Annotated in this window: 21 protein-coding genes; 10 read left to right on the top strand and 11 right to left on the bottom strand. The window is 67.0% G+C overall.

What is annotated here, in order from left to right; genetic code table 11:
* Positions 1-7 precede the first annotated feature (7 nt).
* Genes RPR59_RS02435 through RPR59_RS02450 form a run of 4 tightly spaced genes read right to left on the bottom strand, consistent with a single transcriptional unit; the run spans position 8 to position 6,830 of the window.
* A complete protein-coding gene (locus tag RPR59_RS02435; protein ID WP_313916306.1) occupies positions 8-2,077 on the bottom strand; it encodes a tetratricopeptide repeat protein in 2,070 nt (689 codons plus the stop codon).
* Positions 2,061-3,413 carry a PEP-CTERM-box response regulator transcription factor gene (gene prsR / locus RPR59_RS02440; protein ID WP_313916309.1) on the bottom strand — a complete coding sequence of 451 codons (1,353 nt, stop codon included), beginning with the start codon at positions 3,411-3,413 and terminating at the stop codon, positions 2,061-2,063. The genes RPR59_RS02435 and prsR overlap by 17 nt, the downstream gene beginning before the upstream one ends.
* Positions 3,410-5,437 (bottom strand): XrtA/PEP-CTERM system histidine kinase PrsK, encoded by a 2,028-nt coding sequence (prsK, locus tag RPR59_RS02445; protein ID WP_313916311.1) that lies wholly within the window; start codon positions 5,435-5,437, stop codon positions 3,410-3,412. The genes prsR and prsK overlap by 4 nt, the downstream gene beginning before the upstream one ends.
* Positions 5,438-5,441: 4 nt before the next feature.
* Positions 5,442-6,830, bottom strand: a complete 1,389-nt coding sequence (locus RPR59_RS02450; RefSeq protein WP_313916313.1) for a TIGR03013 family XrtA/PEP-CTERM system glycosyltransferase — start codon at positions 6,828-6,830, stop codon at positions 5,442-5,444.
* A gap of 131 nt (positions 6,831-6,961) precedes the next feature.
* On the opposite strand from RPR59_RS02450, the gene RPR59_RS02455 reads away from it, so the two are divergent.
* Together RPR59_RS02455 and RPR59_RS02460 are read left to right on the top strand one after the other, a co-directional pair.
* A complete protein-coding gene (locus RPR59_RS02455; protein WP_313916315.1) occupies positions 6,962-8,014 on the top strand; it encodes a mannose-1-phosphate guanylyltransferase/mannose-6-phosphate isomerase in 1,053 nt (350 codons plus the stop codon).
* 26 nt (positions 8,015-8,040) lie between these two features.
* The gene (locus tag RPR59_RS02460; RefSeq protein ID WP_313918292.1) at positions 8,041-8,349 is read left to right on the top strand and encodes an HNH endonuclease; all 309 of its coding nucleotides are present in this window, start codon (positions 8,041-8,043) and stop codon (positions 8,347-8,349) included.
* 174 nt (positions 8,350-8,523) lie between these two features.
* Here the strand turns inward: RPR59_RS02460 and RPR59_RS02465 are convergent, their stop codons facing one another.
* Positions 8,524-9,537: an LLM class flavin-dependent oxidoreductase gene (locus RPR59_RS02465; protein WP_313916317.1), complete on the bottom strand. Its 1,014-nt coding sequence runs from the start codon at positions 9,535-9,537 to the stop codon at positions 8,524-8,526.
* A gap of 143 nt (positions 9,538-9,680) precedes the next feature.
* Here RPR59_RS02465 and RPR59_RS02470 point away from each other — a divergent pair, with 143 nt between their 5' ends.
* The 3 genes from RPR59_RS02470 to RPR59_RS02480 are packed head-to-tail and all read left to right on the top strand — an operon-like array spanning position 9,681 to position 11,673.
* Positions 9,681-10,364 (top strand): pyrimidine 5'-nucleotidase, encoded by a 684-nt coding sequence (locus tag RPR59_RS02470; protein WP_313916319.1) that lies wholly within the window; start codon positions 9,681-9,683, stop codon positions 10,362-10,364.
* Positions 10,346-11,176 carry a 2,3,4,5-tetrahydropyridine-2,6-dicarboxylate N-succinyltransferase gene (dapD, locus tag RPR59_RS02475; protein ID WP_313916321.1) on the top strand — a complete coding sequence of 277 codons (831 nt, stop codon included), beginning with the start codon at positions 10,346-10,348 and terminating at the stop codon, positions 11,174-11,176. The genes RPR59_RS02470 and dapD overlap by 19 nt, the downstream gene beginning before the upstream one ends.
* Before the next feature lie 56 nt (positions 11,177-11,232).
* A complete protein-coding gene (locus RPR59_RS02480) occupies positions 11,233-11,673 on the top strand; it encodes a hypothetical protein (protein WP_313916323.1) in 441 nt (146 codons plus the stop codon).
* Here RPR59_RS02480 and RPR59_RS02485 read toward each other — a convergent pair.
* Both RPR59_RS02485 and RPR59_RS02490 read right to left on the bottom strand, forming a co-directional pair.
* Positions 11,666-12,091, bottom strand: a complete 426-nt coding sequence (locus RPR59_RS02485) for a CoA-binding protein (protein WP_313916325.1) — start codon at positions 12,089-12,091, stop codon at positions 11,666-11,668. The two genes, RPR59_RS02480 and RPR59_RS02485, sit on opposite strands and share 8 nt — an antisense overlap.
* Positions 12,092-12,093: 2 nt before the next feature.
* Positions 12,094-13,059 carry an Mrp/NBP35 family ATP-binding protein gene (locus tag RPR59_RS02490; RefSeq protein ID WP_313916327.1) on the bottom strand — a complete coding sequence of 322 codons (966 nt, stop codon included), beginning with the start codon at positions 13,057-13,059 and terminating at the stop codon, positions 12,094-12,096.
* Between the two features lie 72 nt (positions 13,060-13,131).
* Between RPR59_RS02490 and hflK the strand changes: the two genes are divergently transcribed.
* The 4 genes from hflK (at position 13,132) to RPR59_RS02510 (ending at position 16,887) form a co-directional block, all read left to right on the top strand.
* Positions 13,132-14,241: an FtsH protease activity modulator HflK gene (gene hflK, locus RPR59_RS02495; protein ID WP_313916329.1), complete on the top strand. Its 1,110-nt coding sequence runs from the start codon at positions 13,132-13,134 to the stop codon at positions 14,239-14,241.
* On the top strand, positions 14,238-15,101 hold the full coding sequence (gene hflC, locus RPR59_RS02500) for a protease modulator HflC (RefSeq protein WP_313916331.1): 864 nt from the start codon (positions 14,238-14,240) through the stop codon (positions 15,099-15,101). Before hflK ends, hflC begins: the two co-directional genes overlap by 4 nt.
* Before the next feature lie 87 nt (positions 15,102-15,188).
* Complete coding sequence (locus RPR59_RS02505) at positions 15,189-16,691, top strand: Do family serine endopeptidase (protein ID WP_313916333.1); 1,503 nt, start codon at positions 15,189-15,191, stop codon at positions 16,689-16,691.
* A 64-nt stretch (positions 16,692-16,755) separates the two neighbouring features.
* Complete coding sequence (locus RPR59_RS02510; RefSeq protein WP_313916336.1) at positions 16,756-16,887, top strand: hypothetical protein; 132 nt, start codon at positions 16,756-16,758, stop codon at positions 16,885-16,887.
* A 115-nt stretch (positions 16,888-17,002) separates the two neighbouring features.
* On the opposite strand, the gene dinB is transcribed toward RPR59_RS02510, so the two are convergent.
* The gene (gene dinB / locus RPR59_RS02515) at positions 17,003-18,100 is read right to left on the bottom strand and encodes a DNA polymerase IV (protein WP_313916338.1); all 1,098 of its coding nucleotides are present in this window, start codon (positions 18,098-18,100) and stop codon (positions 17,003-17,005) included.
* A 251-nt stretch (positions 18,101-18,351) separates the two neighbouring features.
* Between dinB and RPR59_RS02520 the strand changes: the two genes are divergently transcribed.
* On the top strand, positions 18,352-20,322 hold the full coding sequence (locus RPR59_RS02520; protein WP_313916339.1) for an OPT family oligopeptide transporter: 1,971 nt from the start codon (positions 18,352-18,354) through the stop codon (positions 20,320-20,322).
* Here the strand turns inward: RPR59_RS02520 and RPR59_RS02525 are convergent.
* From RPR59_RS02525 to queF, 3 genes are all read right to left on the bottom strand, one after another.
* Positions 20,309-21,592, bottom strand: coding sequence for a glycoside hydrolase family 130 protein (locus RPR59_RS02525; RefSeq protein ID WP_313916341.1), 1,284 nt, complete (start codon positions 21,590-21,592; stop codon positions 20,309-20,311). The genes RPR59_RS02520 and RPR59_RS02525 overlap by 14 nt on opposite strands.
* A gap of 37 nt (positions 21,593-21,629) precedes the next feature.
* Entirely contained in the window at positions 21,630-23,903 is a 2,274-nt protein-coding gene (locus RPR59_RS02530) for a glycosyltransferase family 4 protein (protein ID WP_313916343.1), read from the bottom strand.
* A 133-nt stretch (positions 23,904-24,036) separates the two neighbouring features.
* Positions 24,037-24,483 (bottom strand): preQ(1) synthase, encoded by a 447-nt coding sequence (gene queF / locus RPR59_RS02535; protein ID WP_313916346.1) that lies wholly within the window; start codon positions 24,481-24,483, stop codon positions 24,037-24,039.
* Positions 24,484-24,699: the final 216 nt, after the last annotated feature.

The following is a 24,699-nucleotide window of genomic DNA, read 5'->3' on the forward strand; positions in this document are numbered from 1 at the left end:
GCCATGCTCAAGCAGTGGCGCGCACCAGCGCCTCTGCCGCCTGGCGATCGCGAAAGCCGTCGTGCGACAGTGCCGCGCGGGCCTGTTCGGCGGCATCGCCGGTGCGTCCCAGCGCGGCATAGGCCTGGGCCAGATGCCAGCGCAGCCCGGCATGGTCGGGCGCCATGCGAACCGCCTTCAGCAGCAATTGTCGCGCGTCTTCCTTGCGACCGGCCTGGAGCAGCGCCCACCCATAGGCGTCCGCGACGGCCGGATTGGCCGGCGCGAGTGCAAAGGCCGCCTTTCCATAGTCGACGCCGGTCGCCGCATCGCCCGCGCCGGCATGTGCGGTCGCCAATTCGGCCAGCACGGCGGCGTCGCCGTCGCCGATCCGCCGGCGCAGTGCTTCCAGCGTCGCGATCGCCGCGTCGAAATCCCCGGCGGCGAGCTGCCAGTGACCGGCGAGGCGAAGCGCGGCGACGTTTATCGGGTTCTGCGACAGGAACAGCGCCAGCACGTTCGTGGCCGCCTCGCGCCGGCCGGTGCGGTCCAGCGCCTCGACCAGGCGGAGCATGACCGGTTCGTCGAAGCGAATATCGGCCGCTTGTGCATAGGCTTCGGCCGCACCGGCAAAACGGCCGCGTGCCATCAGCACGTCGCCCGTCAATATATGGCTTTGCGGCGCGCCGGGATGATCGGCGGCCAGCGCGTCGGCAGCCTTTTGGGCTTCGGCGTCGGCACCGGAAGCGATCAGGCCGCGGACCAGTGCGATCTGCGCGGCGATGTCGCCGGGCGCCTCGGCCGCTGCGGTCCGCAGCACCGCCAGGCTGTCATCGGCGCTGAATATGTGCGACCGGCCGCGCATCGGCCGTGCCGCACGGTCCAGATAGCGTGCCGCCGCGGCGTGGTCGCCCGTTTCCTCCAGCGCACGCGCGAACAGGGAAAGCGTGTAGCTGTCGGCATCGTCGCGCGCCGCCATCGGGCGCAGCAGGTCGATCGCGTCCGCCGTGGCCCCGCCGTGAAGATAGGCCAGGCCCAGCAGCCGCCGCGCGGCCAGGTTGGTGGGCTGTCGCGCGACCAGTTCGTGCAATCCCTCGATCGCCTGTTGGTAGCCGCCGGCTTCGATGTCGAGCGCACCGGCCAGCAGCAGCGCGCCGGGTATCCCGGCCGCAGCGTCGCCGGCGCGTTGCAGGATAGAGCGGGCGAGATCGAATTTTCCGGCACGCGCGGCCAGTACGGCCTGAAGATAGAATCCTTCGGCGTCGCCGGGGCGGATCGCCATCGCCTTTCGCACGGCGGCGAGCATGTCGCGCGCGCGCCCGACCTCGCCCAGCGTCGCGGCATAATCGAGCAGGATGCCGGCGCGGCCGGGGTCGCCCTGCAACGCGGCTTCGTACCAGGGCAGTGAGGCCGTCAGGCCATATTGTTCGCGCACCAGCCCGGCCCGGACATAGAGCGCTTCGGGAAAGTTCCGATCGGCCGCCACCGCCCGGCGGCTGGCGACGATCGCACCCGCCACGTCGCCGGCGGCACGGCGAAAGCGGGCCAGCGCGATCCAGGCTCGCGCATCGTCGGGAGCCAGCTCGGCGGCCGCTTCGAACGCGTCGCGCGCGGCCTCGAAATCGCCCATGGCCTGCAGCGCGCGCCCACGGGTGTCTAGCATTTGCGCGTCCGGTGGGCCGTCGATCCGGTCGAGCGTATCCAGGGCGCGTTCGGGCTGGCCCTGCAGCACATAGGCTGCGGCATAATCGGGTAGCGCCGCATCGCGCGCGAAGCCGGCGGCCACGGCGCGGCCGAGCGTGGCCTCGGCGGCGGCGCCATCGCCCAGCGCCAGGTGCGCGCGGGCCAGAACAGCAAGCGCCTTGCCCCAGTCGGGCGCATCCCGCGTCGCGGCCAGCGCGGCGTCCCGGGCGCCGCTGGCATTTCCGGCGGCCAGCAGTCCCGTCGCCTTCGCCAGCGCCTGTTGCGCCGCTTGTGGTTCGGCGGCGGCAGGCCGGAAGGCGGCGAGCCCGGCAACGCAGAGCAGGAGCGCGAGCAGCGCGGCACCGCCGCCCATGGCGACCGGTCGCAGCAGGCGCCGATCAGGGCTGAAGATCATAATTCTTCATGAGGTCGTAGAGCGTCGGCCGGCTGATGCCGAGCAGGCGGGCGGTGCCGGAGATGTTGCCGTCGCTGCGCGCGAGTGCGTGGCGGATCGCCTTGCGGTCGGCGCGTTCGCGGATCGCCTTCAGGTTGATCGGCTCGCCCGCAGGCTCGGCGAGATCGAGGTCGGCAGCCGTCACCAGCTTGCCGTCGGCCATGATCACCGCGCGCTTCACCCGGTTTTCCAGTTCGCGGACATTGCCGGGCCAATCGTGCGTATCGATCGCCGCCAGGGCGTCCGGCGCAAACCCCCTGAGCGGCCGCTTCATCGCTTCCCCGTGCCGGTGCAGGAAGTGGCGGGCCAGCAATGCGGCGTCGCCGGGACGCTCCGCCAGCGCGGGGATTCGCACGACGATTTCGGCCAGCCGGTAATAGAGATCCTCGCGGAACCGACCGTCTGCCACCATGGCGTCCAGGTCCTGATGGGTTGCGCACACGATGCGGGTATCGACCGGGATCGGCCTGCGCCCGCCGATCCGCTCGATCACGCGCTCCTGCAGGAAGCGCAGCAGCTTCACCTGCAACGCCAGCGGAATGTCGCCGACCTCGTCGAGGAACAGCGTGCCGCCACCTGCTTGTTCGATCTTGCCGGGCGTCGTCTTCACCGCACCCGTGAACGCCCCCTTTTCATGGCCGAACAGTTCGCTTTCGAGCAGCGCCTCGGGAATGGCGGCGCAATTGATCGCGACGAAGGCGTCGCGATCACGCGCGCTCTGATCATGCAGGCCGCGGGCCAGCAATTCCTTGCCGGTGCCGCTGGCCCCCAGCAGCAGCACCGAAACGTCGGCTGCCGCTACCCGCTCGATGGTCCGCGTCACGCTCAGCATCTCGGGCGCCGCGGTGATCATGCCGCCGGGCGCCGTGGTAGTGCCGCCACGCGCGGCCAGTCGCCGGTTTTCCGCCTCCAGCGCATGGACGTGGAAGGCGCGGCTGACGATCAGGCCCAGCGCGTCGATATCGATCGGCTTGGTATAGAAATCCCAGGCGCCGGCGGCGATCGCCTTCAAGGCGCTGTCGCGTTCGCCGTGGCCGGAGGCGACGATAACCTTCGCATCGGGCGCCAGGCGGCGGATATCCTCCAGCGCGGCGAAGCCTTCCGACACGCCGTCGGGGTCGGGCGGCAATCCCAGGTCGAGCGTGACGACCTGCGGCTCCTCCGCGCGGAGTTGCGCGATGGCGTCGGAACGATCCGACGCCACCAGGATTTCGTATCCGTCATAGGCCCAGCGCAACTGGCGCTGCAGACCGGGATCGTCCTCGACGATCAGCAATTTCGGTATCTCGCCCGTCATGCCGCTTGTTCCATCTCCTGCGATATCTCCGCAGCGTCGAGGGTGAGGCGGAAGCGCGTGCCCTCGCCTTCCCGGCTCGTGACGTCGAGCCGCCCCCCCATCGCCAGGGTCAGTTGTCGCGCCTCGAAGGCGCCGATGCCGAAGCCGCCGGGCTTTTCGGTGACGAACGGCTTGAACAACCGGTCGCGCACGAATGCTGGCGCCATCCCGCAGCCCCGGTCGATCACGTCGATATGAACGATGCCGTCGTCTTCGCCGACGTCGAGCGTCACGGGTTCGCCGGGGCCGCTCGCCTCGATCGCGTTCTGGACGAGATGCGTCAGCACCTGCTCCAGCCGGACCGGATCGGCCGCCGCGACCGCACGCGGCTCCCCCGCGCACGCCACGGGATGCCGGGCACGCTTGGACTGCGCCACATGTTCGACCACCGCGACCACGTCGATCGGCCGGACATCGCCCGCCGCCACCGATTCGCGCTGTGACAGCCGCGCGAGCAATTCCGTCATCCGGTCCGACGATTCCCGCAGCGTGGCCACCATATCGGCGCGGAAGTCAGGATTGTCGGCATGGCGTTCGGCATTGCGCGCGACGAGGGTGAGCTGGCTCACCAGATTCTTGATGTCGTGCAGGATGAAGGCGAAGCGGCGATTGAACTCCTCGAACCGGCGGGCTTCGGCCAGCGCGTCGTGCGCGCGCGCTTCGGCGAGGTAGCTCGCCACCTGCTGCCCGGCGATGCGCAACAGATCGAAATCTTCCCAGTCCAGCGGGCGGGCGAGGGCGGGGCGCGACAAGAGGATCGCGCCGACCAACTGGTCGAAATGCGGCAGCGGCACCAGCACCCAGGCGCTGTCATGCGCCGTCAGCCAGCCGGGCACGGCGGCCAGGTCCCGCCGGTCCGCCCGCCCGGCCCGCACAGCGTCCAGCTCAATGATGCGGCGGCTTTTCGAGAGATGGGCGACGAGTTCGATGCTGCGGCCGGCAAGCGGCGGATCGTCGCGCCAGTTCCAGTCCGGGCCGGCGCCCAGACCATCGCCATCCGGCACGAGCAGCAGACCGGCGGGGGCGTCGACCAGATCGGCCACCGCCTTGACGATGCGCTGTTCCAGCGAATTCTGGACGTCCGGGCGCCCGAGCGTCTCCGTGAAGCGAATCCATTCGTCGCGATAGTCGTAGCGGTGGTGAAAGAAGTGCTTGGCGAGCTTCACCTTGACCCAGGCGCGCAGCCAGGGGCTGGAAACCAGCGTCAGGGCGGCCGTCGTCGCACCGATGATGAGCGCCGTCTGCCAGATGCGCACATGCGCGCCGCCGATCGCGCCGATCACGCTCGTGATCAGCGCGATGAGGCCGAGATAGGCGCCGATGGCGAGAGCCGACAAGGACCGATAGGTCACCGCGCGCGACAGGCGCATGCCGGCGGCTTCGGCGGGCCGAAGCAGTGCCACCGCCAGCAGGGCGGCCGCGACGAGCACGGCGATCGCGCGGGCCAGCAACAGGGCCTCGCCGCCGCCGCCGCCGGCATAGGTGACGGCGCATACGATGCAGTCCGCGACCCACAGCGTCGCGAGCCCGGCAAAGGTGAACCGGCCGGGCATCGCCTGTCCGCCGTGCAGGTTCTGGACCAGCAGCAGGGCACCCATCAGGGCCAGCAGGCGCAGCAATATGCCGATGGACTGTGCCGCCGGGATGGTCGACAGGCTCGACAGGCCAGCGACGACGATTACGCCCATCACCATCGCGTGGACGCTGCCCAGCGCGAAGGAGCCGCGACCGCCGCCGATGTCGCGGTGCATTCTCAGCAGCAGGAACAGCCAGGCGAGATCCCTCAGCACCGCGACGACGACCGGCCCCCGTTCGCCCTCGCCCATGCAGGCGACGCTCAGCGCCCACAAGGCGGTCAATCCGAGTGCCGCCACGAACCGCGTGCGGGGGAGGGGCGGCCGGTCGCGCCGCCATGCCCAGAGCGCCAGCACGGCGAAGAACAGCGCGGCGAGCGCGTGGCCGGAAAGGCTCAGGAGCGCCGTCATCGCCTCAGCGCGCGCCGTCGGGAAAGAGGACCACGCGGATCGTCTGGAGCAGGATCAGCAGGTCGAGAAAGGGGGAATAGTTCTTGGCGTAGTAGAGATCGTATTCGAGCTTCTGCCGCGCATCCTCGGTCGATGCGCCATAGGGATAGTTGATCTGCGCCCAGCCGGTGATACCCGGCTTCACCATGTGCCGCTCGGCATAATAAGGGAGTTGCTGTTCCAGATCGGCAACGAATTGCGGCCGCTCGGGCCGCGGGCCGACGAAGCTCATCTCGCCCTTCAGCACGCTCCAGCATTGCGGCAGTTCATCGATGCGCAGCTTGCGGATGATCCGTCCGACGCGGGTGACGCGCGGATCGTTCCGTTCCGCCCAGACGGCATTGCCGCGCGCTTCGGCGTCGGTCCGCATCGACCGCAGCTTCACGATGCTGAAGTCGACATTGTAGCGGCCGATGCGGCGCTGGCGGTAGAGGACGGGCCCCTTGCTGTCGATCCGGATGGCGAGCGCGGTCAGCAGGATGACGGGCATGGCGAGCAGGAGCAGCGCCAGACTCGCGCTGATGTCGAACACGCGCTTGAACATCGCCGACAACATGCGGCTCGAGGAAAATCCGTCGGAAAAGATCAGCCAGGAAGGGTTGACGCTGTCGAGGTCGACACGACCCGTCTCGCGCTCCAGGAAGGTGGAGATCTCGTTGACGTGGACGCCGGTCGTCTTGATCCGCAACAGGTCCTTGAGCGGCAGGGCGTTTCGCCGCTCCTCCAGCGCCAGGACCACTTCGGAGGCATTCAGAAGAACGACGTGATCGGCTAGGTTGTAGATCGCTTCGCGCGCGATCGCTTCAGGAATGACGCGGTTGCTCTCGCTCATGGCGACATAGCCGACCACCGCGAAGGCGGCGCCGGGCTGCTTGGCCAACGCCTTGATCCGCGCCGCACGCGCGCCTGCCCCGAGCACGACGACGCGCCGCTTGAACACCTGGCTGCCGAGCGTCTTTCCAAGCAGGATGCGCAGCAGGATCAGAAACCCCAGCGCAAGTCCCATCGCATAGAGCAGGTTCGACCGCCAGAAGGTGAGCGCGGGCACCAGAAAGAAGATGACGGACAGAAAGATGGTGCCGAGCGATACCGCGACCAGCAGCCGCGCCGTGGCGAAACGCAGCGACTGCAGCGCATCGGCGCCGTAGACGCCGACCGCGATCATCGCCAGTTCCAGTGCGCCAGCGAAGGTCAGGAGCTGCGGAATGCGGTGTGATATCGGCTCGATCGCCATGCCGACCTGGTCGGCTCGGACGATCCAGCCCCCTTCCGCCGCTGCGATCAGCACCAGAATGTCCAGCAGCCCCAGCAGCAGAACCGCGTTCGGCACATAGTGCTTGAACAGCCTGATCATCGCCCGGTCCCGCCGTGAAAGGGTGTAAGATTCTCCGACACCTCCCGATGTGTCGCAAAAAATGACAAACAAAGGCTGAAGATTATGGCATCGTCGGGCGTTGTCCGGCCTGAACGCAGTCGGGAGTTGCCATGGCAGAACGGATCGTACCGGTCATTCTATCGGGCGGGGGTGGAACCCGCCTCTGGCCGATGTCGCGGGCGCATCGGCCCAAACAGCTCCTTCCGCTCACCGCGGCCGAGACGATGTTGCAGCTCACCGCCTTGCGCATGCATGGCGATGCGCGGTTCGCCGATCCGCTGATCGTCGCCAATGCCGGACATGCCGAAGCGGTGGAGGCGCAGCTCGCGGACGTTCGCGTCACGCCGCAGGCACTGATCCTGGAACCCGCCGGCCGCAATACGGCCCCCGCGATCGCGCTTGCAGCACTGGCCGTCGGCGGCGACGACACGCCGCTGCTGGTCATGCCCTCCGACCACGTGATCGGTGATGTCGACGCCTTTCGCGCCGCGATTGATGCCGCGCTCCCGCTCGTCCGCGACGGCTGGATGGCGACCTTCGGCATCACGCCCGACGCGGCGGAGACCGGCTATGGCTACATCAAGGTGGGCGAGGCTCTGCGCGACGGCGTGCACCGGGTCGAGCGGTTCGTCGAAAAGCCGAATCGCGCGGGGGCGGAGGCCATGCTTGCAAGCGGCGATCACGTCTGGAACGGCGGCATCTTCCTGTTCCGCGCCGATGCCTGTCTGGAGGCATTGACGGCGTTCGCGCCCGGTATCGTCGCGGCCGTTCGGCGGTCGATGGAGGGGGCGGCGCGCAGGGGCCGTCATATTCTGCCCGACCCGGCGGCATTCGCTCGCTCGCCGTCGGATTCGATCGATTACGCGGTGATGGAAAAGGCGGATCGCGTCGCGGTGGTCCCGGTCCGCATGGGTTGGAGCGACGTTGGTAGCTGGGACGCGCTGCACCTGCTGGCCGATCGCGATCTTGCGGGCAATGCCCTTCACGGCACCGTCACCGCGGTCGACACGAATAATTGCTACGTCCGGGCCGAGGGCAAGCACGTTGCCATGGTCGGCGTCGACGACCTGATCGTCGTGGCGGACGGCGACGAGATCCTGATCCTGCCCAGGGGCCGGTCACAGGAGGTCAAGAAGCTGCTCGACGCCATGAAGGACAAGTGAGCGGCAGAGTTCGTCGCCGGGCAGCGCTGGCCGAGGCCGAGGCGTCGCAGCGCAAAGAGGAAGCCGAACCCGATCGTTGCGCGCTGTGCGGCCGGGTTCTCGGCCGGCGGGTCGAATGGCATCACCTCGTACCGAAAAGCCGGGGCGGCAGGCGGACCGTCGCGCTGCACCCGATCTGTCATCGGACCATCCACGCCCATTGCCGCAACAGCGAATTGGCCGCCCTGAACGGCGATCTCGCGGCATTGCGGGCGCAACCAGATATCGCCCGATTCCTCGATTGGATCGCCGGAAAGCCGCCGGATTTCCACGCGCCCACGCGTTCGCGGCGTTAGAAGCGGATGCTGTCAGCTTTGCACACGATCTGCCTGAACCTGCAGGTTCGGAACCGGTATCTGTATCCCCGCCGCTCCCGCCTTCGCGGGAGCACAAGGAAACGGAGTTGAACGAGACTCTTCCTGAGCCGGCTCAAGGGCCGGCACGGCGTTCACGGTCGGTCGAACTTGCCTCTAGACGGCGTCCGACGCCCCCGACTCCGCCAGGTCCCGCATGGCTCCGGCGGCGATGCGTACGCTCTTGCGGCGGGCCTCGGCATGGAACATGGCGCCGGTGATCATCAGCTCGTCCGCAGCGGTGCGCTCCAGAAAGGCCGCGATCGCGCGCGATACCGTTTCGCGGCTGCCGATGGCCGAACATTCCATCACCGTGTCGAGAATGGCATTGCCCTGCTCGCCGAGCCGCTCGCGATACTGCTCCACCGGCGGCGGAAGCTGGATCGGGCGGCCGCTGCGGATCGCGACGAACGCGTGTTGCTGCGAAGAGGCGAGATAGTGCGCCTCCTCGTCCGTGTCGGCGGCGAACACGTTGAAGCCGAGCATCACATGCGGCCGGTCGAGCTGCGCCGACGGCTTGAAATCGCGCCGATAAAGCGCAATCGCATCGTCCAGCGCCGCCGGCGCGAAATGCGAGGCGAACGCATAGGGCAGGCCCAGCGCCGCCGCCAGTTGCGCGCCGAACAGGCTGGAGCCGAGAATCCAGAGCGGCACGTTTGCGCCGCCGCCGGGAACGGCGCGGATGCCGGTGCGGCCGTCATCGGCGAAATAGGATTGCAGCTCGACCACGTCCCGCGGAAAGGCGTTGGGATCGCTGTCGAGTGTGCGGCGCAGGGCGCGGGCGACCCGCTGGTCGGAACCGGGCGCGCGGCCGAGGCCGAGGTCGATGCGGCCGGGATAGAGCGCCGCCAGCGTGCCGAACTGCTCGGCGATGACGAGGGGCGCGTGGTTGGGCAGCATGATACCGCCCGCACCCACCCGGATGCGGCGGGTGCGGCCGGCGACATGGCCGATCACGACCGACGTGGCCGCGCTGGCGATGCCGGGCATGCCGTGATGTTCGGCGACCCAGTAGCGTGTATAGCCCGCTTCCTCCGCCACACGGGCGAGATCGGCGGCATCGTTCAGCGCGGCGGCGGCATCGCCGCCTTCGACGATGGGGACGAGATCGAGCAGCGAATATCCGGTCATGGCGTGGAGGTGGGGCGTCCGGTTGCAATTCGCCACCCCTTGCTCTCGCATCAGGAACCGGACGGCGGGCGGAGGAGCGAAGATCGGCCACTGTCCAACCCGGTCATTGCCGTTGCCGGCGATTGGTCCTAAGCGCCGCGGCCATGCTCGATGCGCTCGCCCATATCCGCAACTGGATCTTCGATCTCGACAATACGCTGTATCCAGCCAGCGCCAACCTGTTCGCCCAGATCGACGCCCGAATGGGCCGTTACATCTGCGACCTGCTGGGCTGCGACGCGCAGGAGGCGCGGCGGGTGCAGAAGGCGCATTTCTTCGAGCACGGGACGACCCTGGCCGGGTTGATGGCCGAGCACGATGTCGACCCGCACGAATTCCTCGCCTTCGTCCATGATGTCGAGATGGACGTGCTCGAACATGACGCACCGCTCGGCGCCGCCATCGCGAAACTGCCGGGCAGGAAGCTCGTCTTCACCAATGCCGATGCGCCCTATGCCGGCAAGGTGCTCGACCGGCTGGGCCTGGGCGAGCATTTCGAGGCGGTGCACGACATCCACGCGACAAGCTATCGCCCGAAGCCTGACAAGCGCGCTTATCACGGCCTGTGCGAAGCCTATGACCTCGATCCCGAAGCGTCGCTGTTCGTGGAGGACATGGCGCGGAACCTTAAGCCTGCCAAGGCGATTGGAATGACGACCGTCTGGGTCGACAACGGATCGGAACAAGCCGCCGACCGCGACCGCAGCTTCATCGATTTCACCACCCGCGATCTCGGCCAGTGGCTCGAGCAGATTCTGGAGGATGGACCATGTCCGACGAAGCCCTGATTCCCGTCATCGAAGCCGCGTGGGAAGACCGCGCATCAATCGGTGTCCACACCGACGGCCCCGTGCGCGAGGCAGTGGCCGAGGCGATCCTTCTGCTGGACCGCGGCGAGGCGCGGGTCGCGCAGCCCGGAGAGGATGGCGGCTGGCGCGTCAACCAGTGGTTGAAAAAGGCGGTGCTTCTGTCCTTCCGCCTGAACGACATGGCGCCGGTGCCGGGCGGTCCCGGCGGCACGCATTGGTGGGACAAGGTGCCCTCGAAATTCACCGGCTGGGGCGAAAGCGCCTTTCGCGAAGCGGGCTTCCGCGCGGTGCCCGGCGCCATCGTCCGGCGCGGCGCCCATATCGGCAAGGGCGCGGTGCTGATGCCCAGCTTCGTCAATATCGGCGCCCATGTCGGCGAGGGCACGATGGTCGACACCTGGGCGACCGTCGGGAGCTGTGCCCAGATCGGCCGGAACGTTCACCTGTCGGGCGGCGCCGGAATCGGCGGCGTGCTGGAACCGCTTCAGGCCGATCCCGTCATCATCGGCGACGGCGCGTTCATCGGCGCGCGCAGCGAAGTCGCCGAGGGCGTGCGTATCGGCGAGGGCGCGGTGCTGTCGATGGGTGTCTATCTCGGCAAGTCGACGAAGATCGTCGACCGCGCGACCGGCGAGGTGACGATGGGCGAGGTGCCGCCTTATGCCGTGGTGGTTCCCGGTACGATGGGTGGCGGTGACGGAAAACCGTCGCTTTATTGCGCCGTCATCATCAAGCAGGTGGACGAGGGAACCCGCGCCAAGACCGGCATCAACGAACTGTTGCGCGACTGATGCGGGCCGCGCGCCGGATTCACGTTTCCGCAAGCCGGCCCGGATAACCGGTTTCGATGCGGGACGATTCCTACCGACTGGCTTACGACGGGGCGAAGCGGCGCATCGATGCGGTCGTGTCCGGCTATTGGGACATGGCGGTTTTCGATCGCTACGCTTCGGAACTGCTTGCACTGGCGGCCCGAGCACGCCGGTCGGGCAGGCCGTTCGATATACGGTGCGATTCGCGTGGATACGCCGTCCAATCGGTGCAGATCGCGCAAGCCTTCGCGGAATTGTCCCACCTCGCGGACGATCTCAACGGCGGTCGCGCCACGATCGTGGTCGGCACGACGCTTCTGAAACTACAGGCGAAACACGTATTCCGTCAGCCCAACGTCGCCGTGTTCGACCGGATCCATGATGCCGATGCCTGGTTGAAGACGGGCGGCGCGGGCAATCGCGCCAGGGCGCGGCCGTCGAAGTCCGCAGGCGCCGATGCCCGCCGGCTCATCTGAGCTGCGCGACGCCCAGCCTGGCAATCTCGATCTTCGGGCAGCGGTCCATGACGACTTTGAGGCCCGCCGCCTCGGCGCGGGCGGCGGCGGCTTCGTTGATCACGCCTAACTGCATCCACACCGCTTTCGCGCCGTGTGCGATCGCCTGATCCACCGCCTCGCCCGCCGCTTCGGAATTGCGGAAGATGTCGACCATGTCGACAGACTCGATCTGCGACAGGTCGCGAAAGACGAATTCACCGTGGACGTGTTCGCCGGTGATCTGCGGATTGACCGGAATGACGCGGTAGCCCTGATCCTGCAGGAACTTCATCACCCCGTTCGAGGCGCGATCGGGCCGGTCGGAAGCGCCGATCATGGCGATGGTGCGCACCTCGCCGAGCAGCGTCTTGATATCCTCGTCCCGTGTCAGCGGCATCGTCAGTCTCCACGTGCATCGAGCCAGTCGCCCAGCGCGCCGGCTATGCGGTGGAACGTGGCCGCCTTGTCCCCGTTCCCGGCGGCGGGCGGGGTGCCGGCATCGGACTGTTCGCGAATGGCGATGTCAAGCGGCACGCGGCCCAGCAACGGCACGCCGAGGTCGTTCGCTGCCGCTTCCGCCCCGCCGCGCCCGAACGGATCGGAAACCGCGCCGCATTCGGGACAGTGATACCCGGCCATGTTTTCCACGATGCCGATGATCGGCACACCCGTTTTTTCGAACAACGCGATCGCGCGCCTGGCGTCGATCAGCGCCAGATCCTGTGGTGTCGAGACGATGATGGCGCCGACCGGCTTGTGCTTCTGCACCATGGTAAGCTGAACGTCGCCGGTGCCGGGCGGAAGGTCGAGGATCAGCGTGTCCGTATCGCCCCAGTCGGCGTCGACGAGCTGGCCCAGCGCGCTCGTCGCCATCGGCCCGCGCCAGGCCAGCGCCTGATCCGGAGCGACGAGCTGGCCCATGGACAGCATCGGTACGCCGTAGCGGGTTTCCACCGGGATCAGCGTCTTTTCGCGCGCTTCCGGCTTCACGCCCTCGGCAGCCATCAACTTCGGCTGGGACGGACCGTATATGTCGGCGTCGACCAGGCCGACCTTGCGGCCCGAAGCGGCGAGCGCGACGGCGAGGTTCGCGGCTATGGTCGACTTGCCCACGCCGCCCTTGCCGCTGGCCACCGCGATCAGCCGGCGTCTGGGACGGCTGGTCGTCTGGGCGATGCGCACCTGCTCGACGCCGGCGACCGCCTCCGCCGCGCCCCGCACCTCGCGCTCCAGCGCATCGCGCGTGTCGGGCGCAAGGCCGGTGACGTCAAGAATGATGTCGGCGCGCCCGTCCTTCAGGCGGACGGCGGCACGGCCCGCGGCCACCGGAGCCAGCACTGCCTGGATCGTTTCACTATCGGTCATCACCGATGCAGATAGGCACCAATTGCGATACTGCCACTGTAAATCGGCGCGCACGTTCTTATAAAGGGGGCCATGGCTATATTCACGGGGTGGCTCGCACGTTCCGGCGTGCTGATGAGCGCAGACAATAAGGGTCCCTGGGGCAATGGCGGGGGGAACGGGTCCGACGATGACGGCGGGCCGCGCAACCCCTGGCAATTTCCCCCGCAGGGCCGGCGTCAGCGCGGTGCCAGCGTATCCTCGCTGGACGAATTCCTGAAGCGCGCCCGCGGTGGCGGGGGCGGTTCCGGCGGCGATGGCGGCCCCGGCCGTTTCCAGGCGCCGGGCGGGCGCAATCTCTGGCTGCTCGGCATCGGCGTCATCCTCGTCCTGTGGTTCCTGGTGACGAGCTTTCACGCGATCGGTCCGCAGCAAAAGGGCGTGGTCACCTTTTTCGGCAATTACACGCGCACGCTCGATTCGGGCGTCCAGATGACATGGCCGGCGCCGATCAATGCGGTGCGCAAGGTCGATGTCGAACGTATCCGCGACGAGGTGTTCCCGACCGGCAATGGCGAGAACCTGATGCTGACCGGCGACCAGAACATCGTCAATCTCAGCTATCTGGTACGCTGGAATGTCCGCAGCCCGCAACGCTACGTCTTCGAGATCAAGAACACGCAGGAGGTCGTGCGGGCGGTGGCCGAGAGCGCGATGCGCGAGGTGGTGGCGACGGTGACGCTGGACGAGGTGATCGGCGCCGGGCGTTCCGCCATCGAGGCGCGCGTCCAGCAGCGGATGCAGGAACTGCTGAACGACTATCGCGCCGGTGTCGAGGTACAGGGCGTATCGGTGAAGAATGCGAGCCCGCCGGCCGCGGTCGACGAGGCGTTCAAGGCGGTGACCGCCGCGCAGCAGCAGGCGCAGGCCAATCTCAATCAGGCGCGCGCCTATGCACAGCAGGTGCGGGCATCGGCCCAGGGCCAGGCGGCGGAGTTCAACAAGATCTACGAACAGTATCGCCTGGCGCCCGAGGTGACCAAGCGGCGGCTATATTACGAAACGATGGAAAAGGTTTTGGCCAACACCGACAAGACGATCGTCGAGCCGGACGGCGTGGTGCCCTATCTCGTGCCGCCGGGGTCGAAAAAGGCGCCGGAAACCACGGTAACCGCCCCGAGCAGCGGCGGAGGTGACCAATGAGCCGCTCGCTGTTCCGCAACCCGATGGTGCTCGCCATCCTGGTGCTGGTGCTGGCGATCGTTGGCTTTTCCAGTCTCGCGATCGTGCCGGAGACGAAGCAGGTCGTCATCCTGCGCTTTGAAAAGCCGGTCGCCACGGTCAACGCCTATGTCCCGGGCCGGCCGCTGGGGCGGAGCGGCGCCGGCATGATCGCGCGTATCCCCTTCGTCGACCGTCTCGTCTGGGTCGACAAGCGCGTGCTCGACATCGACCTGGAGAACCAGCCGGTCCTGTCCACGGACCAGTTGCGGTTGGAAGTCGACGCCTTCGCCCTGTTCCGCGTCGTCGACCCGCTGCGCATGGTCGTGACCGCCGGAACGGAGGAAGATGCCGCCGCCGCGCTGAAGCCGATCCTGGGCTCCGCGCTGCGCAACGAACTCGGCAAGCGGCAGTTCGCGGCATTGCTGAGCCCCGAGCGCGGCCAGGTGATGGACAACATCCAGGCCGGTCTCGCCCGCATCGCCAGCCAATATGGAATCGAAATCGTCGATGTGCGCATCAAGCATGCCGATCTGCCCGACGGCAGTCCGCTGCAAAGCGCGCTCAAGCGCATGGCGACGGCGCGTCAGCAGGAAGCGTTGACGATCCGCGCGCAAGGGTTGAAGCAGGCGCAGATCATCCGTGCCGATGCCGATGCGCAGGCGGCGAGCATCTATGCCGAGGCCTTCAGCAAGGATGCGGAGTTCTACGACTTCTGGCGCGCGATGCAGTCTTATCGCCACACCTTCGGCGTGGATGGAACCGATCCGAAAGGCAACTCGTCTTTCATCCTGTCACCGGGCGACGGCTATCTGGGGAAATTCGCCAATCCCGACCGGTGACCCGTATCTGCGTCATTCAATCGCTGTTCAGGCGCTTTATCGCAGTAAAGCGCCATTCTGGCCCGAATGAAGAGAGGAATTGAACCCGTGCGTTACGCCTACGCCATTACCACCGCCCTGCTGCTCGGCGGCACCGCCGCGACGATGACGCTGCAGCCGCCGGCGGGCGCGCAGACGGCGCAGAACGATCGCGACGTCCTGGCCAGCGCCGCGCCGCGTCCCGGCGCCCCGGCGAGCTTCGCCGACATGGTGGAAAAGCTGCAGCCCGCCGTGGTCAACATCTCCACCACGCAGAAGGTGAAGGTGAACGCCAATCCGTTCGCCGGCACGCCGTTCAGTCAGTTCTTCGGCAATCCGGGCGGCGATTCGGTGACGCGCGAGGCGGAGTCGCTGGGTTCCGGCTTCATCATTTCGCCCGACGGCTATGTCGTCACGAACAACCATGTGATCGCCGCCGGCAACGCCAATGCCGTGGTGCAGTCGATCATGGTGACGCTGACCGACGGCAAGGAGTACAAGGCCAAGCTGATCGGCAATGACGCCGCGTCCGACCTGGCGGTGCTGAAGATCGAGGGCGACAACCTGCCCTTCGTGAAGTTCGGCAATTCCGATTCGGCCCGCGTCGGTGACTGGGTGGTGGCGATCGGCCAGCCCTACGGCCTGGGCGGCACCGTGACCGCGGGCATCATCTCCGCGCTGCACCGCGTTACCGGCCAGGGCGCCTATGACCGGTTCATCCAGACCGATGCGGCCATCAACCGGGGGAATTCGGGCGGCCCCATGTTCGACATGGACGGCAACGTCATCGGCATCAATTCGCAGATCCTGTCGCCGTCGGGCGGCAATGTCGGCATTGGTTTCGCCATTCCCGCGACCGAGGCGAAGCCGATCATCGACACCCTGATGAAGGGCGAAGCGGTGGAGCGCGGCTATCTGGGCGTCGGTCCGCAGCCGATCACCGACGATCTCGCCTCCGCGCTCGACATTCCCGAGGGCAATGGCGAACTGATCCGCAGCGTGCAGCCCGGCGAAGCGGCGGACAAGGCCGGGATCAGGCAGGGCGACGTCGTCCTCTCGGTCAACGGCAAGGACGTGACGCCCGATCAGACGCTCAGCTATCTCGTCGCCAACATCAAGCCGGGGACCACGGTGCCGCTGACCGTGCTTCGCGACGGCAAGCGGATGAAGCTGAACGTGACGCTGGGCAAGCGCCCGCCGGAATCGGAACTGCAGGGCTTCAATCCCGAGGACGAGGCGGCGCCGCAAAGTGAGGACACCGCCAACCCGGCGAAATCGATCGGGTTGCGGGTTGCACCGTTGACGGCGCAGATCGCGCGCTCGATCGGCGTCGATCCCGATACCAATGGCCTGGTCGTCCTCGGCACGGACCCGTCGAGCGATGCCGCCGCCAAGGGCATCGGCCGCGGCGCGGTGATCGTCAGCGCCAATCGGCAGCCGGTCAGCACGCCGGAAGAGCTGGGCCAGGTCGTGGCGAAGGCCAAGGCGGCCGGGCGCGAACAGGTGCTGCTCTATGTCATCATGCGCGGCATCGGCCGCTATGTCGCCGTCAGCATCAACGACGGGGAATAAGGCCCGGCGGGCCCTTTTCCCGCCACAAGCAAGCTCCCGTCACCCCGGTGGCGGGAGCTTTTTCATGGGCGAAGGCGGCATATTCCGCCCCGATCCGGGCGTCGATGTCGAGACGGTGATCACCCGGTTGAACGCGGGTGCGACGCTGGTATCGCTGCTCCCGCCCGACCGCGCACCGTCGCCCGCGGCGTGCTGAACGGGTTGTTCCGGGATGACGGCCCTTTCTCTCCGCCATCCTGACGGAAGCCAGGATCCAGAGTCCGGATCGCGCGCAATTCTGGATGCCGGATCAAGTCCGGCATGGCGGAAGGTTACAGCGGCAGGCTGGGCTGCACCGCATGGTCGCCTGCGCCGTCTTCGTCCCCGCGCTGTATCTTCGACAGCGTCAGCCCGAGCAACCGTATGCCTTTGGTCGTCGGCAGAAACTGCTCGAGCATCTGCTTGCCCGCTTCCAGGAAGTCCTCTCGGCTCGCCACCTCCCGCGCAAAGGTCTGCGCACGCGTCAGCGTCTTGAAATCCGCGAAGCGCACCTTCAGCGTCACCGTGCGGCCCCGTGCCTGTCCGCGCTCGATTCGTTCCCACGCCGCGTCCGCCACCTGCCCGAGCGCTTCGTGCAGGGCGGTGCGCTCGCGGATGTCGTCGCCGAAGGTGCGCTCCGCCCCGACCGATTTGCGCGGCCGGTGGACGCGGACGGGGCGATGGTCCTCGCCCCGCGCGGCGCCATAGAGATAGTCGGCGCTCGACCGGAAATGCGTCTGGAGGAACTCGCGCGATCTTGCCGCGAGATCGGCGCCGGTATGGATGCCCAGCCGTTCCATCTTCGCTGCCGTCACCGGGCCGACACCGTGAAAGCGGCGGATCGGCAGGCCGGCGACGAACGCGGCTCCCCTGGCCGGCGGGACGACGCACAGCCCGTCCGGCTTGTTCTGGTCGGAGGCGAGCTTGGCGATGAACTTGTTGTAGGATATGCCGGCCGACGCGGTGAGCCGCGTTTCCGTGCGGATGCGCGCCCGGATCGCCTCCGCGATCGCTCTGGCCGAGCCCAGTCCGTGGCGATCGACGGTGACGTCGAGATACGCCTCGTCGAGCGACAGCGGCTCGATCAGGTCGGTATAGTCGGCGAAGATCGCGCGGATCTGCTGTGACACCGCACGATAGACGTCGAAGCGCGACTTCACGAAGATCAGGTCGGGGCAGCGGCGCACTGCGGTGACCGACGGCATCGCCGACTTCACCCCGAACCTGCGTGCCTCATAACTCGCGGCCGCGACGACGCCGCGACGCGAGCTGCCGCCGACCGCGACCGGCTTTCCACGAAGCTCCGGATTGTCGCGCTGTTCGACGCTTGCGAAGAAGGCGTCCATGTCGACATGGATGATCTTGCGGACGGGGGGCGCGTCGTCGGGCATAACGTGCCCCTTATGTTCCACATTCGCGGCGGCGGCGCCAGCGCTGCTCCCATGGTTTCCGTTCGTGCTGCGCCTGTTCAAGCACCGCCCTTTCTTTCTGCCGTACGACCAGGGACGCCCTTCCGACAAGCTTGGGGCGAGCGGAGCTGTGTGGCTTGCGCAAAAAGCGCTGTCGCGGCGGCGGGCTTTCATGCCATGAAGTTTCGCCGCGTCCGACAGAGGCGCGCCGAAACGACAAGGGGGCCGCACAGATGACCGACACCGGTGCAACCAGGCCGGCCGACCGGCCGGTGCTCGAATTGACGCTGCGCGGCGTCCTGCTCGGCGGGGTCATCACGCTGCTGTTCACCGCGGCGAACGTCTATCTGGGGCTGAAGGTCGGGCTGACCTTTGCGACGTCTATCCCGGCCGCCGTCATCTCGATGGCGATCCTGCGCAATTTCAAGACCTCGACCATCTACGAGAACAATATCGTCCAGACGGTCGCGTCGGCGGCGGGAACGCTGGCCGCGATCATCTTCGTGCTGCCGGGCCTCGTCATGATCGGCTGGTGGCAGGGTTTTCCCTATTGGACGACGGCGGCGATCACCGGCACGGGCGGTATCCTGGGCGTGTTGTTCTCTGTCCCGCTTCGGCGCGCGTTGGTGGTCGATACGCCGCTTCCCTATCCGGAAGGACGCGCGGCTGCCGAAGTGCTGAAGGTCGGGTCCGGGTCGCGCGAGGGCGCGGAGGAAAGCGCCAGGGGACTGTCGGTGCTCCTTTGGAACGGCCTGGTGTCCACCGGCTTCGCGATTCTGACGCAAACGCGACTGGTGGTGGGCGAGGCCGCCGCCTGGTTCCGCATCGGCGGCGGTGCGACGGGGGTCTCCGGCGGATTGTCCTTCGCACTGCTGGGTGTCGGCCATCTTGTCGGCCTGTCGGTGGGCATGGCGATGTTCCTGGGGCTGGTCGTCGGCTGGTGGGTGCTGCTGCCGATCCTGACGGCGCGGACGCCGCTGCCGGGTGGTGCGGAGACGTGGGCGCTCACCGTGTTCAGCGACAATGTCCGCTTCTTCGGCGCCGGCGTGATCGGCGTCGCGGCGGTGTGGACGCTCCTGAGAATTGCCGGCCCCGTCATCGGCGGCATCCGTTCGGCAATGGCGGCGAGCAAGGCACGGCACGGCGGCGAAATGCTGGCGCTGGAGGAGCGGGACCTGCCGATCGGCATCGTCGCCGCCGGGTCGCTGGCCATGCTGCTGCCGATCGGCTGGTTGCTCTATACCGTGATCAGCAGCGGTCCGCTTGCCGGGTCGGAGGTCGTGCTGATCATCGGCGCGGTGCTGTTCGTGGCGGTGATCGGCCTGCTGATCGCGGCGGTGTGCGGCTATATGGCGGGCCTGATCGGCGCGTCGAATTCGCCGGTGTCGGGCATCGGCATCCTGTCGGTGGTGGCGGCCGCGCTGATGCTCGTCGCGCTGTTCGGCCGCGATCAGCCCGCCGATACCACGGCGGCGCTCGTCGCCTATGCGTTGATCGTCACCGGCATCGTGTTCGGTGTCGCGACGATTTCCAACGACAACCTCCAGGATCTGAAGACCGGGCAATTGGTCGGCGCGACGCCGTGGAAACAGCAGGTCGCGCTGGTGATCGGTGTGGTGTTCGGCTCGCTCGTCATTCCGCCGGTGCTCGATTTGCTCAATACCGCCTTCGGTTTCGCCGGCGCCGCCAATGCCGGGCCGAATGCGCTGCCCGCGCCACAGGCCGCGCTGATCTCCGCGCTTGCCAAAGGCGTGCTGGGCGGCGATCTCAATTGGGCGATGATCGGCTGGGGCGCGGCGGCCGGCATCGTCTTCGTCATCCTCGACGAGGTGCTGGGTCTGCTCGGCCGCCTGCGCCTGCCGCCGCTCGGCGTGGGCATCGGCATTTATCTGCCGATGAGCGTCATTCTGCCGACCGTCATCGGTTCGGTGATCGGCTGGTTCTACGATCGCTGGGCCGACCGGCAGGGCGATGTCGAATTCGCGAAACGGTTGGGCGTGCTGACCGCGACCGGGCTGATCGTCGGCGAAAGCCTGTGGGGCGTCGCCTTCGCCGGCATCGTCGCGGGCAGCGGATCGGACAGCCCGCTCGCGATCGTCGGCGACGGGTTCGCGGTGCCGGCGCTGATCGGCGGGACGATCCTGTTCGCCGCGCTGGCGGCGTTCCTCTATCGCCGTACGCGGCGGCTCGTCACATCATCCTGAGCAGCGCGGGAATCTTCGCGAAGGCGAAGGCGATGGAGCTGTCGGCGACGCCATAGGGAATGAAGATCGTGTCGCCGTGGCGCAAGGCGCCGCAGCTATAGACGACATTGGGGACATAGCCTTCGCGGTCCTGGTCCTTGGCCGCCAGGATCGGCCTGGTCGTGCGGCCCAGCACCTTTGACGGGTCGTCCTTGTCGAGCAGCACCGCGCCGATCGAATATTTGCGCATCGCCCCGACGCCGTGGGTGAGCAGCAGCCAGCCCTGATCGAGCTCGATCGGCGGGCCGCAATTGCCGATCTGGACGAATTCCCAAGGGAATTTCGGTTCGAGCAGTTTCTCCCCCTCGTTCCAGTGCGTCAGCGAGTCGGACTTGATGAGGTAGAGATTCTCGCCATCTTGCCGCCCGATCATCATATAGTGATCGCCGATCCGGCGTGGAAACAGCGCCATGCCCTTGTTGCGCGCCGCATTTCCGGTCATCGGCACCAGGTCGAAGGCGCGGAAGTCTCGCGTCCGTATCATCTCGGACTGGATCACCGACCCGTTATAGGCGGTATAGGTGCCCAGCCATTCGGTCGACCCGTCGGGGTGCGTGAATTGTACCAGGCGCAGGTCCTCCAGCCCGTTCGACTGCGCCCGCGTGATCGGGAAGATCACCGTGCCCGACAGTGTGGAATCGCGGTGGCGGCGCACCGTTACCGGGCCTTCGGGGATGTGCGTTTCGTCCTCCGCGGCGTCGGCGGCGGTGGCGAAGGGCGGCTCGGGCGCCAGGCGAAGCTGGTTCTTTGCCGTGATGATGCCTTCGCGAAAGGCGACCGAGGAGATATGCCCTTCGCCCACGGCCCGCATCGACAGGATGATGCGCATGCTGCCCTCGGGCATGCCCGACTGATCGAAATGCGGCACTGCGCTGGGGTTCATCAGTGCGGCTGCGGCATAGCTGTATTCGTGGCAGAAATACGCACCGATCAACTGCCGCTTCTCGTCGCTGATGGCGGCGCCATCGAGTTGAAGCTGGCTTCCCACTTCGTCGTAGCGCGTCATGAAGACGCGCCGCGTCTGCCAGTGGCGCGCCTCGAAATCCTTGAGAACCGCGGCGAGCTGCGCGCGCGTGTCCTGTGGGCTCAGGTCGAGCACCTCGCGCACCAGGCGTTCGCTCCGGCTCTGCGCGGAACCGTTGGCCTGCCAGCCGATATGAAAGGGCCGCACCACGACGCGCGACGGATCGGCGTGCAGCCGCAACGAATGGGTGACGATGGTATTCGCCATGCTGGCCCCCGGTGAAGTTTCTCGCGTGCCGTTTCGTTCAGGCGACGGCGCGGTCGCGATCCTTCACGGTTTCGCCGGCTTTTGAAAGGGCCGAAATCGCGCATGAGGCAAGTTGCAGCGCGAGGATCGATTCGGCCCCCTGGTTGCGGTTCAATCCGGTCGGCATCAGACCGTCATAGCAGCCGCCGTCGCGCGGCGTGGCGAGCGGAAGATCGAGGTCGTTGATGCCGACATACCAGCCATAGGCCTTCTTCGCTTCGGCGATCCAGCGCCTGTCGCCCGTCGCCTCGAACGCCGCGGCGCAGGCATCGATCGTCGCCTGCGCCTCGAGCGGTTGCTGATCGAACGGCAGCGGATCGGCATATTCGCGGCCGAAGCTGTCGGTGCCGACCGCGCGGAAGCGCCCTTCCGGGCTCGTCTGGCGGGCGATGATCCAATTGAGGGTTTCGAGCCCCGTCTTCAGGAAATCGTCGCGGCCAAGCGCGAGTCCGGCCCGGATCAACGCTTCGGGCAGACGGGCATTGTCGTAGGCGAGCACGATCTCGAACCATTGCCATTCGGGCCGCCGCGCGGCGTCGAGCAGCGTGGTGAGCTGATCGCCCCAATGTTCCAGCAGATCCGTCGCCAGCTTATCGCCCGGACAGGCGCCGAGTATGGCGGCAGCGCCCAACATGGCGAAGGCGGCGGCGCGCGGGCTGCCGAAATCGCGTGCGATCCCGGCGGTGGCGTCGAACAGGTTGCCGGCCCAGTCGCGGTATTTGGCGAATTTCGCCTCGGCCGCGGTCACGCCCAGCGCCCAGAGGGCGCGGCCGTTCGAATCCTCCGAGCCCGCGTCCTCGCACCAGGTGCGGTCGAAATTCATGAAATTGCGAAAGCGGCGGGCATCCGGATTCCAGGAATGTTGGAGGAATGCGGCATAAACGCTCGTCCAGCGTTCGCGCATCGCATCGTCGCACTCCGGCATACGAGTCATCAGGATCAGCGCGCGGGCATTGTCGTCGATGCAGTATCCGTGGTGTCGGTCGGGTACGGCATAGACCGAATGCTGGAGCATTCCGGTGGAGTCGCTCATCCGCTCCACCGTGCGCAGGTCGGGCGGCAGCACCGCGAAGTGCGGCTCCGCGCGACGGAAGCGATGCGGCCGCCTCGAAAGCGATTCCAGCAATACTTCGTAGCCAGCCTCGGCAAGGCGCGGCCAGATCATCGTCCGGCCGCGTTGATAGGCGCGCTGCGACAGGGCGGCACGGGCATCGTCGTCGGCGAGCAGCGCGTCTATCGCTCGCGCAAAACCGGCGTCGTCGCGGAAGTCCACGAGCACGCCGTGATCATCGGCAAGGATCTCGGTAGCATGGACGTAGGGAGTGGAGACCACCGCCTTTCCCACCCCGACGGCATAAGACAGCGTGCCCGACGTGATCTGCTCGGGATTGTCATAGGGCGTGGCGTACACGTCGGCCGCCTGGAGATAGTCGAGCAATTCGTCATGCTCGACAAAGGCGTCGATGAAGCGGACGTGCTCGGCAACGCCTCGTTTCGCCGCGAGCATGTGCAGTCGCTTGCGATAGACCTCGCCTTCATGCTCGATGAGATGGGGATGCGTCGCGCCGAGCACCACATAGAGCGCGTCCGGATTCCGTTCGACGATCGCGGGCATCGCCTCGATCATCGTCTCTATGCCCTTGTTGGGCGCCAGCAGGCCGAAGGTGAGCACCACCTTGCGGCCCTCCCAACCGAAGCGCGGCTTCATCGTGTCCGGCGCCACCAGCGGGCGATCCGGCACGCCGTGGGGGATCATCACGATCTGGCGGGGATCGGCGCCATAGACCCGTTCGAGGATCGCGCGCCCCTTTTCGGCCATCACGATCACGCGCGCGGAACGGGTCAGCAAGGCTTTCATCACCCGGTGCTCATCTTCGCCCGGATGCTCCAGGATGGTGTGCAGCGTCACGATCACCGGCACCGTCAGCCGGTCGAGCATCGCCAGCAGGAGGTCCCCCGCCGGGCCGCCGTAAATGCCGTATTCGTGCTGAACCCAGACGGCCTGCGCGCCGCTGGCGGTGATATCGGCCGCCGCCGCGATATAGGCGTGGCGGCGGTTCTGCGGGATCGCGCGGGTGACGGCGGCCGGATAATCATGCCGGCCGGGATGGTCGTCCATCGCATAGACATCGATGCGCATGTCGGGAAAACGCTCGGAAAACGCGGTATAAACGTCCGTCGTGTACGTCGCGAGCCCGCATTTGCGCGGGAGAAAATTACCGATCAGCGCGATGTGATCGATTCGCGCCGTCCCGTCCGACCGCTGCGCCATTCCTTTCCTTTCGCGAATGCGACAAAACGTGGCGAGTAGCCACGCAGGTCTCAGAAACCGCTGACAAAGATAATGGTTTCCTGATTGTTGCAGCGCAGCAATCGATTCGCGGCGGTTGCGGTGTTTTACGGGTTCAACCGCGCCCGCGATATCCGGGAACGTCCTGATTCGGCAGCCACAGGCCCTCCGGCGGCGGGCCGGATTGCCAGAAGACGTCGATGGGAATGCCGCCGCGCGGATACCAATAGCCGCCGATCCGCAACCAGTGCGGCTGCATCTCTTCGCTGAGGCGCTGGCCGATGCCCACCGTGCAATCTTCGTGGAATGCGGCATGATTGCGGAATGCGCCGAGGAACAGCTTCAGCGATTTCGATTCGACGATCATGTCCTTCGGCGCATAGTCGATGACGAGATGTGCGAAGTCCGGCTGACCCGTCACCGGGCAGAGCGAGGTGAATTCGGGCGCGGTGAAGCGCACCAGATAGGGTCTGCCGGGCCGCGGGTTGGGAACATAGTCTAGTTCCGCTTCGTCCGGGGAAGCGGGCAATGGGCGGTTCTGACCGAGATGCTTGGGTGTCATGCGCGGCGATGTAGGGGCGATCGCGGAAAATTGGAACGCATGACGACGCCGATTGCGATCCTCGGCGACCGCTTGCGCGGCGACATTTCCTCGCTCGACGGGCGGCCCGGAGAAAAAAGGCGAGCCGGACAGGCTGGCACTGTGCGCCAAGACGCGGGCCTTTCCCGGTGATCTCGACGCGAAGGGGCGAGCGGCCTAGACCGGTGGCAAGGAAGG

The organism is Stakelama saccharophila (genome assembly GCF_032229225.1).
Classification (GTDB): Bacteria; Pseudomonadota; Alphaproteobacteria; order Sphingomonadales; family Sphingomonadaceae; genus Sphingomonas; species Sphingomonas saccharophila.

Coding starts and splice junctions, on each gene's coding strand:
- prsR (WP_313916309.1), bottom strand. CDS start 3,413: ATGACGGGCGAGATACCGAAATTGCTGATCGTCGAGGACGATCCCGGT.
- RPR59_RS02455 (WP_313916315.1), top strand. CDS start 6,962: ATGGCAGAACGGATCGTACCGGTCATTCTATCGGGCGGGGGTGGAACC.
- RPR59_RS02465 (WP_313916317.1), bottom strand. CDS start 9,537: ATGACCGGATATTCGCTGCTCGATCTCGTCCCCATCGTCGAAGGCGGC.
- RPR59_RS02490 (WP_313916327.1), bottom strand. CDS start 13,059: ATGACCGATAGTGAAACGATCCAGGCAGTGCTGGCTCCGGTGGCCGCG.
- RPR59_RS02510 (WP_313916336.1), top strand. CDS start 16,756: ATGGGCGAAGGCGGCATATTCCGCCCCGATCCGGGCGTCGATGTCGAG.
- dapD (WP_313916321.1), top strand. CDS start 10,346: ATGTCCGACGAAGCCCTGATTCCCGTCATCGAAGCCGCGTGGGAAGAC.
- hflC (WP_313916331.1), top strand. CDS start 14,238: ATGAGCCGCTCGCTGTTCCGCAACCCGATGGTGCTCGCCATCCTGGTG.
- RPR59_RS02520 (WP_313916339.1), top strand. CDS start 18,352: ATGACCGACACCGGTGCAACCAGGCCGGCCGACCGGCCGGTGCTCGAA.
- RPR59_RS02470 (WP_313916319.1), top strand. CDS start 9,681: ATGCTCGATGCGCTCGCCCATATCCGCAACTGGATCTTCGATCTCGAC.
- RPR59_RS02450 (WP_313916313.1), bottom strand. CDS start 6,830: ATGATCAGGCTGTTCAAGCACTATGTGCCGAACGCGGTTCTGCTGCTG.
- prsK (WP_313916311.1), bottom strand. CDS start 5,437: ATGACGGCGCTCCTGAGCCTTTCCGGCCACGCGCTCGCCGCGCTGTTC.
- RPR59_RS02435 (WP_313916306.1), bottom strand. CDS start 2,077: ATGATCTTCAGCCCTGATCGGCGCCTGCTGCGACCGGTCGCCATGGGC.
- hflK (WP_313916329.1), top strand. CDS start 13,132: ATGGCTATATTCACGGGGTGGCTCGCACGTTCCGGCGTGCTGATGAGC.
- RPR59_RS02525 (WP_313916341.1), bottom strand. CDS start 21,592: ATGGCGAATACCATCGTCACCCATTCGTTGCGGCTGCACGCCGATCCG.
- dinB (WP_313916338.1), bottom strand. CDS start 18,100: ATGCCCGACGACGCGCCCCCCGTCCGCAAGATCATCCATGTCGACATG.
- RPR59_RS02480 (WP_313916323.1), top strand. CDS start 11,233: ATGCGGGACGATTCCTACCGACTGGCTTACGACGGGGCGAAGCGGCGC.
- queF (WP_313916346.1), bottom strand. CDS start 24,483: ATGACACCCAAGCATCTCGGTCAGAACCGCCCATTGCCCGCTTCCCCG.
- RPR59_RS02485 (WP_313916325.1), bottom strand. CDS start 12,091: ATGCCGCTGACACGGGACGAGGATATCAAGACGCTGCTCGGCGAGGTG.
- RPR59_RS02530 (WP_313916343.1), bottom strand. CDS start 23,903: ATGGCGCAGCGGTCGGACGGGACGGCGCGAATCGATCACATCGCGCTG.